This window comes from Embleya sp. NPDC001921, assembly GCF_053594475.1.
The window spans coordinates 266,317-280,265 of record NZ_JBSFEO010000005.1 but is presented as its reverse complement, the minus strand read 5'-3'; the positions used below and the strand labels follow the sequence as shown (position 1 = coordinate 280,265).

Sequence of the window (13,949 nt, the reverse complement as noted above, 5' to 3'; positions counted from 1 at the left end):
TCGCTCGGATAGGGTGTGGCACACGAGTCAAGCGTCGTCGCCGCCGTCCTCAGCAAGGACATCATCTAGCACTCCAGTCCGATTTCGTGGCCTATCCAGCAGGTTCGTCGAGGAGCCGTCATCGATAGGGGCTGAAACGGGCTGTTAACTGGTGGTGTCTGCGCCAGGTGTGTCGTTGCACAACCCCTGCCACAGGTGTGAGCCGTGAGGTGAACGCCACAGCGAGTAGATGGCAAATCTCCCGGATGGCTGGGGTTCATCCGTATCTGGGGTGCCTAGAGCACGAGACTTCTGCAGCTTCGGACAGGTAGGCAGCCAGCAGCGAGCTGGGACTACTCTCCTTCTGTTTGGGCTCACGTTTCTCTTAGGCCCCACACGGGGGCTCACGATGCGCCCGTCACAGGAGAGGTTGGTTGCGGAGCTGAGTCAACTGGTCAGGCCCGCTGCAGAGAGCCGGTCCGACTAGCGAGGCGTGGCCTCAGCCGTAGAGCAGATGGGTTCCGTCATGAGCCCGGATAGCGGGCGCTGAAGGCTCGGTCATGGCGTCAATTACCCGGACCGCAAAAGCCTCGGTCATGAGGTCGGACAACTCCGAACGCGACGCCCAGGTGAAGGCCGACACCTCATCGTTCTCCGTCAGGCGCCCGCTGAGCAGTCGGCATCGGAAGACGAGTGCCACGACACTGAGAGGCATGTTCTTGTAGACGCCAGTCAGGGCCAACGGTTCGACGTCCAAGCCGGTCTCTTCGCGCACTTCGCGACGAAGGCCGTCCGGGATGCTCTCGGCGAGTTCGAGCACGCCACCCGGCGCCTGCCACTGTCCGTTGTCCCGGCGCTTCGTCAGGAGGCAGCGGCCCGACGCGTCCAGGACGACACCGGCGACGCTAACCGAGTGGCGCGGCAGCGTGGACATGGGCTCACGCTCCGAACCGGGTGCATAGCGCCACCGTGACGTCGTCGTGCTGCTTACCCCGGAATTGCCCGGTTGGTGTCTCGACTTCGGCCCGTCGAACGGCATCCACCAACGATGCGGGGCCGTTCGCTTCGAGTTCATCCAGGACACGACTCAACGACCACTCGTACCGCTCGAACAGCCGCGAAATGCCGTCCGTCATGACGGCCACCCGTCGCACGTCACCGGCAGGCACGGAGCCGGTCACGGCGTGCTTGGCAGCCTCCGGCTTCGTACTGGCGACCCAGAAGCCCCCCGGCTGGTTCCGCACCTCTTGCAGAATCTCCCGCGTGTACCCCGGCAGATGCGCGGTGGCGTCGTCGTTCGCCAACTGCACGCTCCCGGCGGTCGTCTCGATCAGGATGGGCGAGTCGCACAGAACGAGGTAGTTCACCACGGACCCGTGGTGGCGCAGAAGGGCAACGGTGGTCGAGGGGCTGTTCGGGTTCGTCAAATCGCATGTGTCCGCGTGTTGCTCGCAGACGGCCGTGATGCTCTCCGCGAGGATGTCGGCAAGGGGCACGTGGTCCCCGGCGATCAGTCGAAGCGAAAGTTGCGCGGCCAAGCGGCCGACCACCCACGGGACATCATGGATGCAGCCGGTTGACAGGCCGTTCGCGGTGGCGCCGTCCAACACGATGACGAAGCGCTCGCTCGCCACGACGTAGTCGTCATTCACGCCGCCCGGAGAGGGCTCACTGATGTGGGTGACCTGCAAGGTTCTTCCCGTCTACTCGGGTGCGTCGAACTCGTAGCAAAAAACGTGGCGATCACCGGCGACCACGGACGTCAACACTTCCACAGGCCCAGCGGCCGTGAACGCGATGCGCCGCAGATCGGCCACCGGTGTACCAGGCGACAGCCGAAGGGCCTTGGTCTCGGCAGGGGTGGGCATGCGAATGGCGATCTCCTCCCGAAAGCGTTCGAGGTGGTGCCCTCGCTCCTCCAGCCTCGCGTAGCTCCCTCCCGGGCCTGTGTCAGGAGTGCGGATTGCAGTCCCTTCCACGGTCTCCAGTCGGTAGTAGCTATCGGCAACCTGCGTCGGATCATCGTCAACCCAGTTGCGACGGCGGCGGACGAAGACGGTAGTCCCCGGTGCCACGTCGAACCACTCGGCTACCCAGTCCGGAGCTGGTACCTCGGCCAGCTCCAGGATTTCTTGCCCCCACTTCCGGCCCTGGGCCTCGATCTCTGCTTCGAAAGCAGCCTTGCCGGACGAGCGGGTCTTCCTGGAGAAGCGGTGTGAGCCCATGTGGATGGTCGGCGGCTGCTTCTTGACGAAGACGCCCCGACCTCGCTCCGACACCACCAGGCCCTCAGCCTTGAGCAAGGCAACGGCTTGACGGGCGGTCTGGGGCGCGGTCCCGAACCGTCCCACGAGCACACTTTCGGACGGAAGTTTGTCACCAGGCGCCAGGCGCCCGCTGGTGATCTCGTCGCGGAGTTCGTCCGCGATCTGACGGGACGGCGAACGCGGGTCGGTCGGATCGATGGCCATATCCCCAGCTTAGGTGACTTCACTAGTGAGGTATTGCACCCGAGCGCGCTGTAGCGCTACCGTCACACCACAACCTCACTAGTGAAGTTGTGAGGCATCTAGGTGCCTGGTTCCACGTGTCTGTGCTGGCTCTGCGTTCCGGCGGATACGGCGGCGTTCATCGCCGCTCGTCCGGGTGGTAGCGGAGTTGGCTTGTTCCTTGACAACTGGATCGATCCGAGCACTTCGGCCAAAGCCCCGGGCCGCTCGGATGCGTGCTGCACAGGGGCTGGCTACGAGTGCTTTTGGTCCTCGGCGGGCGGCGCGAGATGTCGCGCGTCGGGGGTCAAGGCCACTCGTCCCTTGGGATGAGGCACACCGATGTGTGCCGGAGCGGCCACCTGTCCTTGGCGGGGTGGTGGCCACTCCGTGGGTCGTTCCTCCGATGCAAGGAGTACACGACCGTGAAGACCATTGTGGATGGCCGCGTGGCGGCCACGAGGGCCGAGTTCGCCGAGTTGGCGCTCGGCATCGATTGGGCTCTGTTCGACGGGGAGCCCGGTGAGTCGGCGGAGGAGGAGGCGGCGCGGCTGGACGCGGCGCGGGACATCCTCGCCGACCTGTGGGCGACGGATCGCGAACTCGCCCGGCACGTGGAGCGGATGTTGGCCGGGTTGCGGGTGGTGGACGCGGGAACGTGGGTGTGCGCCGAGATGCTGGCGCTCTCCTCCGCCCCGTTCGGCCTGGTGGCGCGGATCGACACTGCGGTGCGCGAGGGGTCGTGGGCGGCGTGACGCCCCGGGAGTTGGCCGTGTGGCCGGTCGCGCACATGCCGCGTTGGTCGCCGAGTGCGAACACGCTCGGCCTGGCCCGCCGGACGGTGGCAGCGGTCGGGTTCCGCGTGTTGACGGCGGCGCCGGTCCTGCTCGCGCTCGCCGGGGGTGCCGGGGCGGCGCTGGTGACGGGTTCGCTCACCCCCGGGGCGTGGGCCGTGCCGGTGGCGATGCTGAACTTCGTGGTCGTATCGGCGGACCTGCTTCTGATCGTCTCCCGGGTCGGCCGACGCAGCCTGCGGGATCGGTGCGTGTTGTGGGCTCACGGGGTCGACGAGTGGGCGCGTGGTGCCCGTGGTGGGCGTCCGGTCGGGGAGTTCTCGACGCGGGCCGCGTTGGTCGAGGACTTCGTGGATCGCCACGGCCCGAGCGGCGGGTGGCCGGCGGAGACGTGGGCGGAGTTCACGCACCGGTTGGAGCACGCGGTGTCGGCGGGTGTGCGATGACCGACACGCGTATCGGGCTGCAGTGCCGGGTCGACGGCGGTGTGGCGTTCAAGGCGTTGCTGACGTTTCGTGACGGGCGTTGGCAGGTGTTCGTGCCGATGTCCGGGTTGGTGTCGCGGTGGCCGGTGCACGAGTTCGCCCGGGGGTCGGCGGTGCCGACCCCGGCGCGGCGTTCACGGGCGTTGAACGCGCTCGGTTTCGTGTTCACGGACGGCGCCGAGTGGGACTGGACCGAGCACGCGGAGGTGCCCGGGGACGACACGTCGCCGGTGCGGCTGATCGCGGCGGTCGAGGTCCGCCGGGCGGACGGTGAGGCCCCGTGAACGCCGCTCAACTGCGTTCGGCGGAACGGGCGTTGAACGTCGGCTCGTGGCTGATCGTGGCCGGCGCGATGCTCTACTCCGTCCTGACGGTCACCCCGTTGGCCGCGGCGCACACCCCGGCCCGGTGGGCGTGGACGGCGCCGATCCTGCCGTTGGTGGTCGACGCGGCGGTGGTGATCGTGGTGCGCCTGGACGCCGCGCTGGCCCGCCTGGGCGGGCACGGCGGTGGGTGGCCGGTCGTGCTGCGGTGGATGACGGGCCTGATGACGCTGCTCCTGAACGTCGCCGACAGCGCGTTGCGCCGGGACCCGGTCGGCGTCGCCGTGCACGCCGTGGCCCCTTTGCTGCTGATCGTCACCGCCGAGACCGGACTCGCGTACCGGCGGGCGATCACGGCCGCTCGGGTCGCGCTGAACGAGCGTGAACGGGCCGAACGCGAGGAGCGCGAGACGGCCGCGGCAGAGCGTCGGGCGGCTGCCGAACGGGCTCGTCGCGAGGAGCGTGAGCACCACGCGTCGGTGATGCGTGAACAGCGTGAGCACGAGGCCCGGTTGGCCCGTGAACAGGTCGAGGCGGCCGAGCGTGCGCTTCGGCGGGAACGGGAGGCGGAGCGGGCCCGGGAACGGGCCGAGGCGGCCGAGCGTGAACGCCGTGAACGCGAGGAGGAGCGGCTGCGGGTCGAGCATCAACAGCTCGAACGTCAGGCCGCCGAACACGCCAAGCGTGAGCGACGCGAGTTGTTGGCAGTCGATCCGGCGGAGGGCCGGTTGCCCGAAGAGCGTGCTCGTGCGGTGGTGCGGGCCGCGTTCGAGGAAAAGCGCCCGGTGCGGTCGGCGGCCGAGTTGTGCGGCTGGTCGGTCGGCTGGGTTTCCGCCCGATACCAGGAACTCCGCGAGGACCCACCCGCCGGGCGACTGAGCCTGGTCGAGGGGGCGGGATGAACCGGCCCCCGATCGTCGGCGCCGAACTGTGGTCGGCGGTGGCCACCCGTGAGAGCGGGACCTGCGGCTGCACCGGACAGTGCGGCCGACGCCACAAGGACACCAACGGCCGATGCGACCGCCACGACGGCCTGATCGTCGGACCGCGCGACCTCGCGGCATCCCTCACGGTCGCGGTCGGGCTGGGCTCGGCGGACCTGACGACGTGGTGCGAACGCTGCCACGGCCCGGCACGAGGTGCCGCGTGCAAGGCCGCGGCACGCGAGCACACGGCCGAGTCCAAGACGCAACCACTCTTCTGAGCGCCCGGCGAAAGAGCCGGCCCGTTCACTTTCACCCGACCAACCGACTCTCTCCCGCCCCGGCTCCCAACGGACGGACCGGGCGGGAAGAGCGGATCGGGTTCCGCCGGGACGAGGCGGGTCCACCACAGCACCGATCCCACAAGGGGGCTGAATCCATGTCCACCCAACCGTCGCTCGGTGACACCGAGTTGGTCACTGACGCCGCGTTGCGCCAGTACTGCGACCGGGCGCGCAAGGCGTTTCGGATCTTGGCCATCGAACTGAACGTGAGCGCCGAGGAGCTGCAGGCGTTCCTGATGGAGGTCCCGGACCCGCCCGCCGGGAGCGGGCGCAACCCGTCGCACAAGCGGGCGCGCCTGGTGGCCGGGCACATCCGCACCGCCGCCGACGCCTCCCAGCACGCCGCCGCGTCGATGGTGCGCGCGTGGAGGAGCTTCGAGAAGCAGTTCGAGTTGGAGATGAACCCGCAGAAGCGCGCGACTCGCAAGCCGACCTTCCAGTTCGAGGAGGGGCACTGATGGCCGCCGCGAAGAACCCGGTGACTGCGGGAGCGAACCGCGCCGCCGCGGCGATGGTGTCCAAGTTGCTGCCGTTCACACCGCCGTGGCTGCTGGCCGGGACGACGTACGCGGCGGCCAACGTCGCCCACCACGCGTGGGCGAATCAGCCGGGCCCGGTGATGGCCGCCACGCTCGCGTCGGCCGCGTTGACCGCCGGGACCGCGAAGGTGGCGCCCGACGGGGCGCCGATGTGGCGCTGGCACGCCACAGTCACATGCGCGCTGGCCACGGGCGCAATGCCACTGTCGGCGGCGCTGGACCCGGGGGCGCCGGGAGCGATGTCCGCGTGGGCGATCCTGGGCGTCGGCACGGCGCTGTCGTGGAATATCCGCAAGCTCACCCGCAACGGCGGCGCGGACGGCCCCAAGGCCCTGCCCTCGGGGACGGACCTGTTCGACAAGGTAAACCGGCTCAAGGGCACCACGGTGCAGAGCGCGACGATCGACGGGCACAGGCTCACGGCGACGCTGGGGTTGCCGCCTGGCGAGGTCACCGTCGAGGACGTGCAGGGAGCGCGCAAGCACATCGCTTCCGCGCTCGGGATCCACGCACGTGGGATCACCGTGCGCGAGGACGACGAACGCGGTGACCGGGCGCACCTGTCGATCGTGGTCAAGGACCTGCTGAAGGACCCGATCGCATGGCCGGGCCCTTCGCGGCCCGGGGCGTGCATCTCCGAGCCGATCCGGTACGGCATCTACGAGGACGGCCAGCCCGCCGAGTTCTGGCTGCCGGGCGAGCCGGGTGGCAAGGGCAGGCAGCCGCGGCCGGTGACGCACTTCCTCATCTCCGGGATGACCGGGGCGGGGAAGGGCGAGACCACGATCGACGTCGTGGCGGAAGTGGCCACGCGCCGTCGGGTCGTGATGTGGATCGGCGACCCGGGCAAGGGCAGCCAGACCCTCCAGGACGTGGCCGGTGCGTTCGAATGGGTGGCGATCGGGACGGCCCGCACCCTGGCGATGATCTCCAGCCTGCCCGACGTGATCACCGCGCGGGCCGATCAACTCGGCCGGTGGGGCTACAAGCAGTGGGTACCCGAGGTCTACGACAAGCACGGAATGCCGTTCCTGTGCGTGTTCGTGGAGGAGGCGTCCCGGGTGCTGCGCGGCAACGAGGCGTGGGTGACGGCAGGCCAAGAGGCTCGATCGGCCGGTGTTGCGCTCCTGGCGTCCGCTCAGGTCTTCGACCACACCGTCATCCCTCGGAAGTCGCGCGGGCAGTTCCCCGGCGGCCTCATCCACGGTCAGGGCGAGGACATCGACGCGAACTACGTCACGCCCGACGCGCTGACCGAGGCCGGTGCCGACCCGGTGCGCTGGGGCAACACCTGCCCCGGCAAGAACTACCTGGTCGCGCCCGGCATCCCCGAAGCCCGCTGGCCGATCCCGATCCGCTCGTACATGTCCGACCCGGCGAAGCTCCGCAAGGTCATCGCCGTGCACAAGAACCTGCGCGCGGTCTCCGACCTGGTCACCGCGAGGGCGGCCGGTGCCGCATTCGCCAACCGGCACAACCCGATCGGCCTCAAGGAGGCCGTCGCCGACGCCCGCGCAGAGTCTCGCGAGAAGGCGGCGGACATGGACGACACCCCCACCGGCCCCACCGAGGAACAGCGGGACGCCCCGGTCGAGTTCGAGCCGCGGCCCGACACCGAGGACCTGGGCACAGTCGACGTCGACCAGGAGATCCCGCCCACCGGTCGCCCCGCCGTCTCAATCGGCGAAGCCAACCCGTTCCGCCGCGACCGTGCAACCTCGGTCGCGACGCTCGAAGCCCGGATCGAGGAACTGAGGATCGAGGGCCGCAGCGGGTTCGCCCCGAACGATCTCGCCGAAACCGTCACCGCCGTCGGCCGCAAACGCCCGTGGGTCATGGGCGAGTTGGCCCGCTTGGTCGAAGAGGGCCGCCTTACGAAACCGGAGCCCGGAACCTACCGCTGGACCGACCACTGGCAGACCGTGTCCGAGCTGGTCACGGCGCCCTGACACCCCCGACGGCTCTGACATGTCAGAACGCGTCTGACACCCCTCGCGCGCGCACGCGCAAGAGAAAACCGCACTCTGACACCCCCTGACACCTGACTCCTGACACCACCAACACGCCACCCGAGGAGGGTCGCCATGGCCCAGTTCCAGATCGAGTTCAAAGACGCCTCAGGCACCACGCGCGGCAGCAAGTACTACAGCGAGCCGACCGACACCCACGCCCTGACCACGGGGCGGAACCTGCTCACGTCCGCACACCGCACCGACAAGCGCATCGTCCTCGGCACCGTCTCCCGGCGCATCCTCTTCCCCAACCGCGCCAAGGAGATCGCCGACCTGAAGGTCTGACAACCCCCGGGACGACCGTCCATCCGCCAAGACCGGCGGTCGTCCCGGGCCCAACCCGACCTCAAGGACCCGGAAGGGACCACGAGCATGACAAATCACAGCCCCGCGCGGGTGATCCGTGTCGTCAGTTTCGGCTACGGCCACGCCGACGCCCCCGAGGCCGAGATCACGCTCGACCTCCGCAGGAGGTTCCGCAACCCGCACGGCGACCCCGCGATGCGCTACCGGACGGGCCTGGACGAGGACGTGTTCGAGCACGTCCTCGACACCCCGGGCGTGCGCGACCTCGCCGCCGTGATCGCCCTCGCCGCGCACGACCTCGCCCACGCCGTCCCCGGTCCGATCATCGTGGCCTGCGGGTGCATCGGCGGTAGACACCGCAGCGTTGCCGTCGCCCGCCACATCGCCGACATCCTCGGCGACGGGTGCTCGCGGATCGAGATCGAGCATCGCGACGTGCACCGGCCGGTCCTGCCCTCCGCCGACCACACCGAGACCGACCCGGCCTGCCAGCGCTGCAAGGGCGACGGCTACGAGTGGTACACCGCCCGGGACGGGGAGTTCCACCAGGCCCGCTGCTCGAAGTGCCGCGACGGACGGGTGGGCCGATGACGACAACGGCCGCACCCGCGCTGCGGATGCTCTCATTGGGTGCCGGGGTGCAGTCCACGACCCTGCTGCTGTTGTCCGCGCAGGGCCGCATCCCTCGCTACGATCTCGCTGCGTTCGCGGACACCGGGTGGGAACCCGCCCGCGTGCACGCGCACCTGGACCGGATCGAGGCGGAGATCGCACGCCCGGCCGGGATCGAACTGGTCCGGGTCGGCGCCGGGGACATTCGGGCCGACGGTCTCCACCGGCGATTCGTCACGATGCCCGTGCACATCGTGCATCCCAACGGCAGGCGCGGCATCGGCCAGCGCCAGTGCACCAAGCAATACAAGCTGGACGAACTCAAGCGCCTCGTCCGCGAACGCCTCGGCTACCCCCACCCGCGCAGGGTCCCCGACGGTGTATACGCACTTCAGGACATCGGGATCAGCCGGGACGAACTCCATCGTGCCAAGGACTCCCGACGCCGCTACCTGCGAAACGACTTTCCCCTGCTCGACCTGACCGGGGCAGCCGACGGGCACACCGGCTGGACCCGCGCGGATTGCGCACGCCACCTGCGCGCCCACGGCTGGGGACACACCCCGCGCAGCGCATGCGTCGGCTGCCCCATGCACACCGACCGCGAATGGCGCGACCTGCGCGACACCAGCCCCGACGAATGGGCCCAGGCCGTCGCCTTCGACCACGCCTTGCGCACCACCGCGCACCCCGACGGCATCCGCGAATACCTCCACCGCTCCTGTGTTCCGCTGGACGAGGCGCCGATCGACCGGATCAGCCGCCGCGAATGGAAGGACCGTCAGGGCGACATCCTCGCCCAGCACGCCGACCGGCTCGCGGAAGAGGACCGCCGGGGTGGCTGCTCGCCGTGGGGATGCCACGACGAGGCCGATGGTGAGGTGACCGCGGCATGACCGCCATCCCCTTCGAGCGCCCCGGCGCTTCCGACGATGTGCCGATCGACGGCGTCGCGTGCGACCTGGACGCCGAACGCTCCGTTCTCGGCGCGGCCCTGCTGGATGGATCGGTCATCGCCGAGATCGAGGCCGAACTCGGCGACCCCGACACGGCGTTCTACCGGCCCGCGCACGCCTCGATCTGGCGCGCGGTGCGGGACCTGGTGGCGGTCGGGGAGCCGACCGACGCGGTGGCCGTGGCCGCCCACCTGACCCGTGCGGGCGTCATCTCCCGCGTCGGCGGGGCCGCCTATCTGCACACCTGCCTGAGCGCGGTGCCCACCGCCGCGAACGGCCCGTACTACGCCCGGATCGTGGCCGAACAGGCCCGGTTGCGGCGGATCGCCCAGGCCGGGGTCCGGCTCGTCCAGGTCTCCGGGTCCGCCGACCCGGAGGAGGCCGGTCGGGTCGCCGCCGACGAGTTGCGTGCCGTCGCGGAAGCGAGCAGCGAGCGGTGGCCGGAGCCGATCCCGCTCGGCGGTGGGGTAGCGCTGCCGCCGTTGCCGGTCGGCTCGTTTCCCGGGTGGATGGGTGAGTTCGTGACGGCGGTCGCCGAGGAGACGCAGACCCCGCCGGATCTGGCCGGGGTCGTGGGTCTGTCGTGTCTGGCCACGGCCGCCGGTGGGCGGGTGGTGGTGCGGGTGCGGGGGCAGTGGGCGGAGCCGCTGAACCTGTTCACCGCCGCCGCGCTGCCGCCCGGCAACCGCAAGAGCGCCGTGTTCGACCTGATGACGGCTCCGTTGCTGGATGTCGAGCAGGCCATGCAGGAGGAGAGCCGCATGGCCGTGGTCGAGGCCCGCATGCTCAAGGACGTCGCTGAGGAGGCCGCGAAGAAGGCCGCGATCAAGGCCGCCAACGACGACGGAAGCGGCGGCTCCTACCTCGCCGCCGAAGCCGTCGACCTCGCCCAGGCCGCCGAGGCGATGACCGTGCCCGCGATGCCGCAACTGATCGCGGACGACGCCACCCCGGAAGCGGTCGCCTCCCTGCTCGCCCAGCAGGGCGGGCGGTTGGCCGTGTTGTCCGCCGAGGGTGGGGTGTTCGACATCATCGCCGGGCGCTACAGCAGTGGACGATCCAACCTCGACGTCTACCTCAAGGGCCACGCCGGGGACATGCTCAAGGTCAACCGCGCCGGACGCGCCGAATACCTCCGCGCCCCCGCCCTGACCATCGGACTCGCCTGCCAACCCGACGTCCTCAAGGCCATCGGCGCCCAGGAGGAGTTCGCCGGACGCGGGCTCCTGGCGCGATTCCTGTACAGCCTGCCGGAGTCCTGGGTGGGCTACAGAAGCACCCGCCCCGAGCCCATCCCCGTGCAGGTCCTGGAGACGTACGGCCGCAACATGGCCGCGCTCACCCGCTCCCTCGGCGCGCTCACCGAACCCGCCGCGGTCACCGTCTCGCCCGAGGCCGATGCCGTGTTCGCCGTCTTTCAGGAGCGCCTCGAACCGCAACTGCGCCCGCGCGAGGGTGCCCTCGGGCACATCGCCACGTGGGCCAGCAAGCTCGCGGGCGCGGTCGCGCGGATCGCGGGCCTGCTCCACCTCGCCGAGCACCTGACCGACGGCTGGGGCAAACCCGTCACCCCCGAGACCATGACCGCGGCCATCAACCTCGGCGACTACTTCGTCGCCCACGCCCTCGCCGTGTTCGAACTCATGGGCACCGACGAGGACATGGACCTCGACGGCGCCCGACTCGTACATGGCTGGCTCAGGGCCAACCCGGCGCGCGAGGTGAGCCACACGGCCGTGTTCAAGGGCGTCCGCTGCCGGGAGTACCCGACGTCCCGCTCGATCGACCCGGCGCTAACCACGCTGGAGGAGTTCGGGTGGCTTCAGCCGATGCCGCCGCCGGACAAGCGCGGCCGAGGGCGACCGCCCGCGAAGCGCTACCTCCTCCACCCGAGCCTCAGGGACCCCCGCACAAATCGCTAAATTCAAAACGGGCCTCTGACCTGCGGTTTTGCCAGAAGCTAATTCGCGCACAAACCGCGCCAAAATCGCGCCAAAATCAGCAGGCGCCGGCTCCGAGCCCTGCCGAGCTTCCGCCCGGATCCGTCACTTTCCGTAGTGAACTGGGCTGCCCACGCGGGGAGCAGCGGAATTTAGTGCGAGTTGTGCGCGGTTTGTGCGCGATTTAAGGATCCGCGAACCCACAGGTCAGGGCCCTCTCTCGAATTTAGCGATTTGTGCGCGCCTCCAAGGGTCCACAACCCCATGGGAGTCACTGTGCGTATCCGTCTTCACGGCACACCGGACGAGTGCGACCACACCGCCGCAACCCTCGCCGAAGTGCTCGAAGTCCTCGACATCAGCCGCCCCTACGCCGACCGGCCGCCCTCGAAGCTCTGCCTCGTCTACCTGACCATCGCACCGCCCACGACCGCTGCCGACCCCCACACCCACGGAGCGAAGGATGACTGAACGCCGCGTCCGCTCCCTCAAGTCCACCGCACCTCGCCCGCCCAAGCCCACCGACAAGCTCACGCTTGCCGAAGTCCTCAACGAGATCGGTGTGAGCCGGTCGACCTTCTACTACTGGCGCCAGATCAGAAAGGCGCCCCGCTGCATCCGGCTGCCCAACGGTGAACTCCGCGTTCGCCGAAGCGTGTTGGACGCCTGGTTCGAGTCCCTTGAGGAGGCTGCATGACGCGTCGCCGGAACCTGAACGCGCCGCTGGAAACAGGTCGTCGCTTCTCCCGAGACGTCCGCATCTGGGACGTGCTGGTGTACCGAGGTGCCCGCAAGACGACCTATACCGTTCGGTGGGTGGTCGCGGGGAAGGAACACCGCCAACCCTTCTCGACCAGCACGTTCGCCAACGCCGAACGGGCAAGCCTCCTTGCGTACACCCAACGCGGCGTCCCCTTCCACATCGCCACGGGCCTCCCGGAGCCGGTCTACCGCGAGACTCACTCCTGCTCCTGGTACTCCCATGCCTGCGAATACGTGGACATGAAGTGGCCCGGTGCCGCAGCGGGAAGCCGCCGGAACATCGCGGAGTCCCTGGCCACGGTGATGCCCGCGTTCATCACGGCCGACCGCGGGCGCCCGGATGCCGATCTGCTGCGGCGAGCGCTCTACGAGTGGGCATTCGTAGCGCCGAAGCGGGCGGCCGGCCCGCCTCCGGACGAGTTCGCGGCGGTGCTTGCCTGGCTGGAGAAGCACACCGTTCGCGTAACGGACCTCGAAGAGCCGGACGACGGCGCGCGGGTCGTTCGGGCCGCGCTGGACGCTCTCTCCAAGCGCCTGGACGGCACATCAGCGGCGCCGAACACGACCGCGCGCAAGCGGGCCGTGCTCGTGAACGCATTCAACTACGCGGTGGAACTCGGCAGGCTTCACGGCAACCCCGTCGACGCCATCGCGTGGAAGCTGCCGAAGCAGGACGATCAGGTGGATCGTCGCTGCGTGGTGAACCGGAAGCAGGCCGAAGCCCTGCTTGCGGCGGTCGAGGCTCAGGGCGAGGTGGGGCGCCGCCTCGCCGCGTTCTTCGCCACGCAGTACTACGCGGCTCTGCGGCCCGCCGAGGCGATCAACCTGCGCAGGGCAAATCTGGCTGGGCTCCCCGACGACGGGTGGGGCGAGTTGCTGCTCACGCGCTCGAACCCGCGCGGGGGCACTCGCTGGACAAACTCCGGGACGTCCCGGGAAGAACGCAGCCTGAAGCATCGAGCGGATGAGACGACTCGCCGTGTCCCGGCTCCCCCTGCCCTGGTTCGGCGTCTTCGATCGCACGTCGAAGGGTTCGGGTACGGCGCCGGGGGCCTGCTGTTCGTCGGTCCGCTCGGTGGGTTGCTCGCCGAGTCGAGCCATCTCCCCGTGTGGCGGGCGGCACGTGCCGCGGCGCTGACCGAGGAGGAGTGCGGTTCGCCGCTTGCCGCTCGGCCGTACGACCTGCGGCACGCCGCCGTGTCGACGTGGCTCAACGCGGGCGTACCTCCTGCGCAGGTCGCCGAGTGGGCGGGGCACAGCGTCGCGGTGCTGTTGCGGGTGTACGCCAAGTGCATCGTCGGTCAGGACGCGAGCGCCCGGAAGCTCGTGGACGTGGCCCTCAGGGACGCTCTCGAAGGTGCCTGACCTCGGGGTTCGTCCGGGCGAGCGCCCCGAAACTTCGACGCGTATTCGCCGTGGACGGCCGTGGAGAGTCGGTCACGGCTGAACATGGCTGGACATGACGCAGGTGGGCGGCGGGACCCG

The 13,949-nt window shown here is 69.6% G+C and carries 17 protein-coding genes; 14 read left to right on the top strand and 3 right to left on the bottom strand.

Going from position 1 to position 13,949, the window contains the following annotated elements; all coding sequences use genetic code 11:
- Window positions 1–478: 478 nt before the first annotated feature.
- Genes ACWCPW_RS08320 through ACWCPW_RS08310 form a run of 3 tightly spaced genes read right to left on the bottom strand, consistent with a single transcriptional unit; the run spans window position 479 to window position 2,450 of the window.
- Window positions 479–913, bottom strand: coding sequence for an NUDIX hydrolase (locus ACWCPW_RS08320; protein WP_449760749.1), 435 nt, complete (start codon window positions 911–913; stop codon window positions 479–481).
- A gap of 4 nt (window positions 914–917) precedes the next feature.
- Window positions 918–1,670 (bottom strand): protein phosphatase 2C domain-containing protein, encoded by a 753-nt coding sequence (locus ACWCPW_RS08315; RefSeq protein ID WP_449760748.1) that lies wholly within the window; start codon window positions 1,668–1,670, stop codon window positions 918–920.
- 12 nt (window positions 1,671–1,682) lie between these two features.
- Entirely contained in the window at window positions 1,683–2,450 is a 768-nt protein-coding gene (locus ACWCPW_RS08310) for a GntR family transcriptional regulator (RefSeq protein ID WP_449760747.1), read from the bottom strand.
- 443 nt (window positions 2,451–2,893) lie between these two features.
- Here ACWCPW_RS08310 and ACWCPW_RS08305 point away from each other — a divergent pair, with 443 nt between their 5' ends.
- The 14 genes from ACWCPW_RS08305 (at window position 2,894) to ACWCPW_RS08240 (ending at window position 13,829) form a co-directional block, all read left to right on the top strand.
- Window positions 2,894–3,223, top strand: coding sequence for a hypothetical protein (locus ACWCPW_RS08305; RefSeq protein WP_449760746.1), 330 nt, complete (start codon window positions 2,894–2,896; stop codon window positions 3,221–3,223).
- A complete protein-coding gene (locus ACWCPW_RS08300; RefSeq protein WP_449760745.1) occupies window positions 3,211–3,708 on the top strand; it encodes a hypothetical protein in 498 nt (165 codons plus the stop codon). Before ACWCPW_RS08305 ends, ACWCPW_RS08300 begins: the two co-directional genes overlap by 13 nt.
- Entirely contained in the window at window positions 3,705–4,031 is a 327-nt protein-coding gene (locus ACWCPW_RS08295; protein ID WP_449760744.1) for a DUF6303 family protein, read from the top strand. Before ACWCPW_RS08300 ends, ACWCPW_RS08295 begins: the two co-directional genes overlap by 4 nt.
- Window positions 4,028–4,972, top strand: coding sequence for a DUF2637 domain-containing protein (locus tag ACWCPW_RS08290; protein WP_449760743.1), 945 nt, complete (start codon window positions 4,028–4,030; stop codon window positions 4,970–4,972). Before ACWCPW_RS08295 ends, ACWCPW_RS08290 begins: the two co-directional genes overlap by 4 nt.
- Window positions 4,969–5,274, top strand: a complete 306-nt coding sequence (locus ACWCPW_RS08285; protein WP_449760742.1) for a hypothetical protein — start codon at window positions 4,969–4,971, stop codon at window positions 5,272–5,274. The genes ACWCPW_RS08290 and ACWCPW_RS08285 overlap by 4 nt, the downstream gene beginning before the upstream one ends.
- Window positions 5,178–5,795: a plasmid transfer protein TraA gene (gene traA / locus ACWCPW_RS08280; RefSeq protein ID WP_449760741.1), complete on the top strand. Its 618-nt coding sequence runs from the start codon at window positions 5,178–5,180 to the stop codon at window positions 5,793–5,795. The genes ACWCPW_RS08285 and traA overlap by 97 nt, the downstream gene beginning before the upstream one ends.
- On the top strand, window positions 5,795–7,825 hold the full coding sequence (locus ACWCPW_RS08275; RefSeq protein ID WP_449760740.1) for a hypothetical protein: 2,031 nt from the start codon (window positions 5,795–5,797) through the stop codon (window positions 7,823–7,825). Before traA ends, ACWCPW_RS08275 begins: the two co-directional genes overlap by 1 nt.
- Before the next feature lie 135 nt (window positions 7,826–7,960).
- Entirely contained in the window at window positions 7,961–8,173 is a 213-nt protein-coding gene (locus ACWCPW_RS08270; protein WP_449760739.1) for a hypothetical protein, read from the top strand.
- Window positions 8,174–8,260: 87 nt separating this feature from the next.
- The gene (locus ACWCPW_RS08265) at window positions 8,261–8,785 is read left to right on the top strand and encodes a RapZ C-terminal domain-containing protein (RefSeq protein WP_449760738.1); all 525 of its coding nucleotides are present in this window, start codon (window positions 8,261–8,263) and stop codon (window positions 8,783–8,785) included.
- Window positions 8,782–9,702: a hypothetical protein gene (locus ACWCPW_RS08260; protein WP_449760737.1), complete on the top strand. Its 921-nt coding sequence runs from the start codon at window positions 8,782–8,784 to the stop codon at window positions 9,700–9,702. The genes ACWCPW_RS08265 and ACWCPW_RS08260 overlap by 4 nt, the downstream gene beginning before the upstream one ends.
- Complete coding sequence (locus ACWCPW_RS08255; RefSeq protein ID WP_449760736.1) at window positions 9,699–11,684, top strand: DUF3987 domain-containing protein; 1,986 nt, start codon at window positions 9,699–9,701, stop codon at window positions 11,682–11,684. The genes ACWCPW_RS08260 and ACWCPW_RS08255 overlap by 4 nt, the downstream gene beginning before the upstream one ends.
- A gap of 294 nt (window positions 11,685–11,978) precedes the next feature.
- Window positions 11,979–12,173, top strand: coding sequence for a hypothetical protein (locus ACWCPW_RS08250; RefSeq protein ID WP_449760735.1), 195 nt, complete (start codon window positions 11,979–11,981; stop codon window positions 12,171–12,173).
- A complete protein-coding gene (locus ACWCPW_RS08245; protein WP_449760734.1) occupies window positions 12,166–12,399 on the top strand; it encodes a helix-turn-helix transcriptional regulator in 234 nt (77 codons plus the stop codon). The genes ACWCPW_RS08250 and ACWCPW_RS08245 overlap by 8 nt, the downstream gene beginning before the upstream one ends.
- Window positions 12,396–13,829: a tyrosine-type recombinase/integrase gene (locus tag ACWCPW_RS08240; RefSeq protein WP_449760733.1), complete on the top strand. Its 1,434-nt coding sequence runs from the start codon at window positions 12,396–12,398 to the stop codon at window positions 13,827–13,829. The genes ACWCPW_RS08245 and ACWCPW_RS08240 overlap by 4 nt, the downstream gene beginning before the upstream one ends.
- Window positions 13,830–13,949: the final 120 nt, after the last annotated feature.

Bases quoted from the DNA above. Each gene is read 5' to 3' on its own strand.
- ACWCPW_RS08255 (WP_449760736.1), top strand. From the start codon at position 9,699: ATGACCGCCATCCCCTTCGAGCGCCCCGGCGCTTCCGACGATGTGCCG.
- ACWCPW_RS08240 (WP_449760733.1), top strand. From the start codon at position 12,396: ATGACGCGTCGCCGGAACCTGAACGCGCCGCTGGAAACAGGTCGTCGC.
- ACWCPW_RS08320 (WP_449760749.1), bottom strand. From the start codon at position 913: ATGTCCACGCTGCCGCGCCACTCGGTTAGCGTCGCCGGTGTCGTCCTG.
- ACWCPW_RS08275 (WP_449760740.1), top strand. From the start codon at position 5,795: ATGGCCGCCGCGAAGAACCCGGTGACTGCGGGAGCGAACCGCGCCGCC.
- ACWCPW_RS08310 (WP_449760747.1), bottom strand. From the start codon at position 2,450: ATGGCCATCGATCCGACCGACCCGCGTTCGCCGTCCCGTCAGATCGCG.
- ACWCPW_RS08270 (WP_449760739.1), top strand. From the start codon at position 7,961: ATGGCCCAGTTCCAGATCGAGTTCAAAGACGCCTCAGGCACCACGCGC.
- ACWCPW_RS08260 (WP_449760737.1), top strand. From the start codon at position 8,782: ATGACGACAACGGCCGCACCCGCGCTGCGGATGCTCTCATTGGGTGCC.
- ACWCPW_RS08295 (WP_449760744.1), top strand. From the start codon at position 3,705: ATGACCGACACGCGTATCGGGCTGCAGTGCCGGGTCGACGGCGGTGTG.
- ACWCPW_RS08245 (WP_449760734.1), top strand. From the start codon at position 12,166: ATGACTGAACGCCGCGTCCGCTCCCTCAAGTCCACCGCACCTCGCCCG.
- ACWCPW_RS08285 (WP_449760742.1), top strand. From the start codon at position 4,969: ATGAACCGGCCCCCGATCGTCGGCGCCGAACTGTGGTCGGCGGTGGCC.
- ACWCPW_RS08265 (WP_449760738.1), top strand. From the start codon at position 8,261: ATGACAAATCACAGCCCCGCGCGGGTGATCCGTGTCGTCAGTTTCGGC.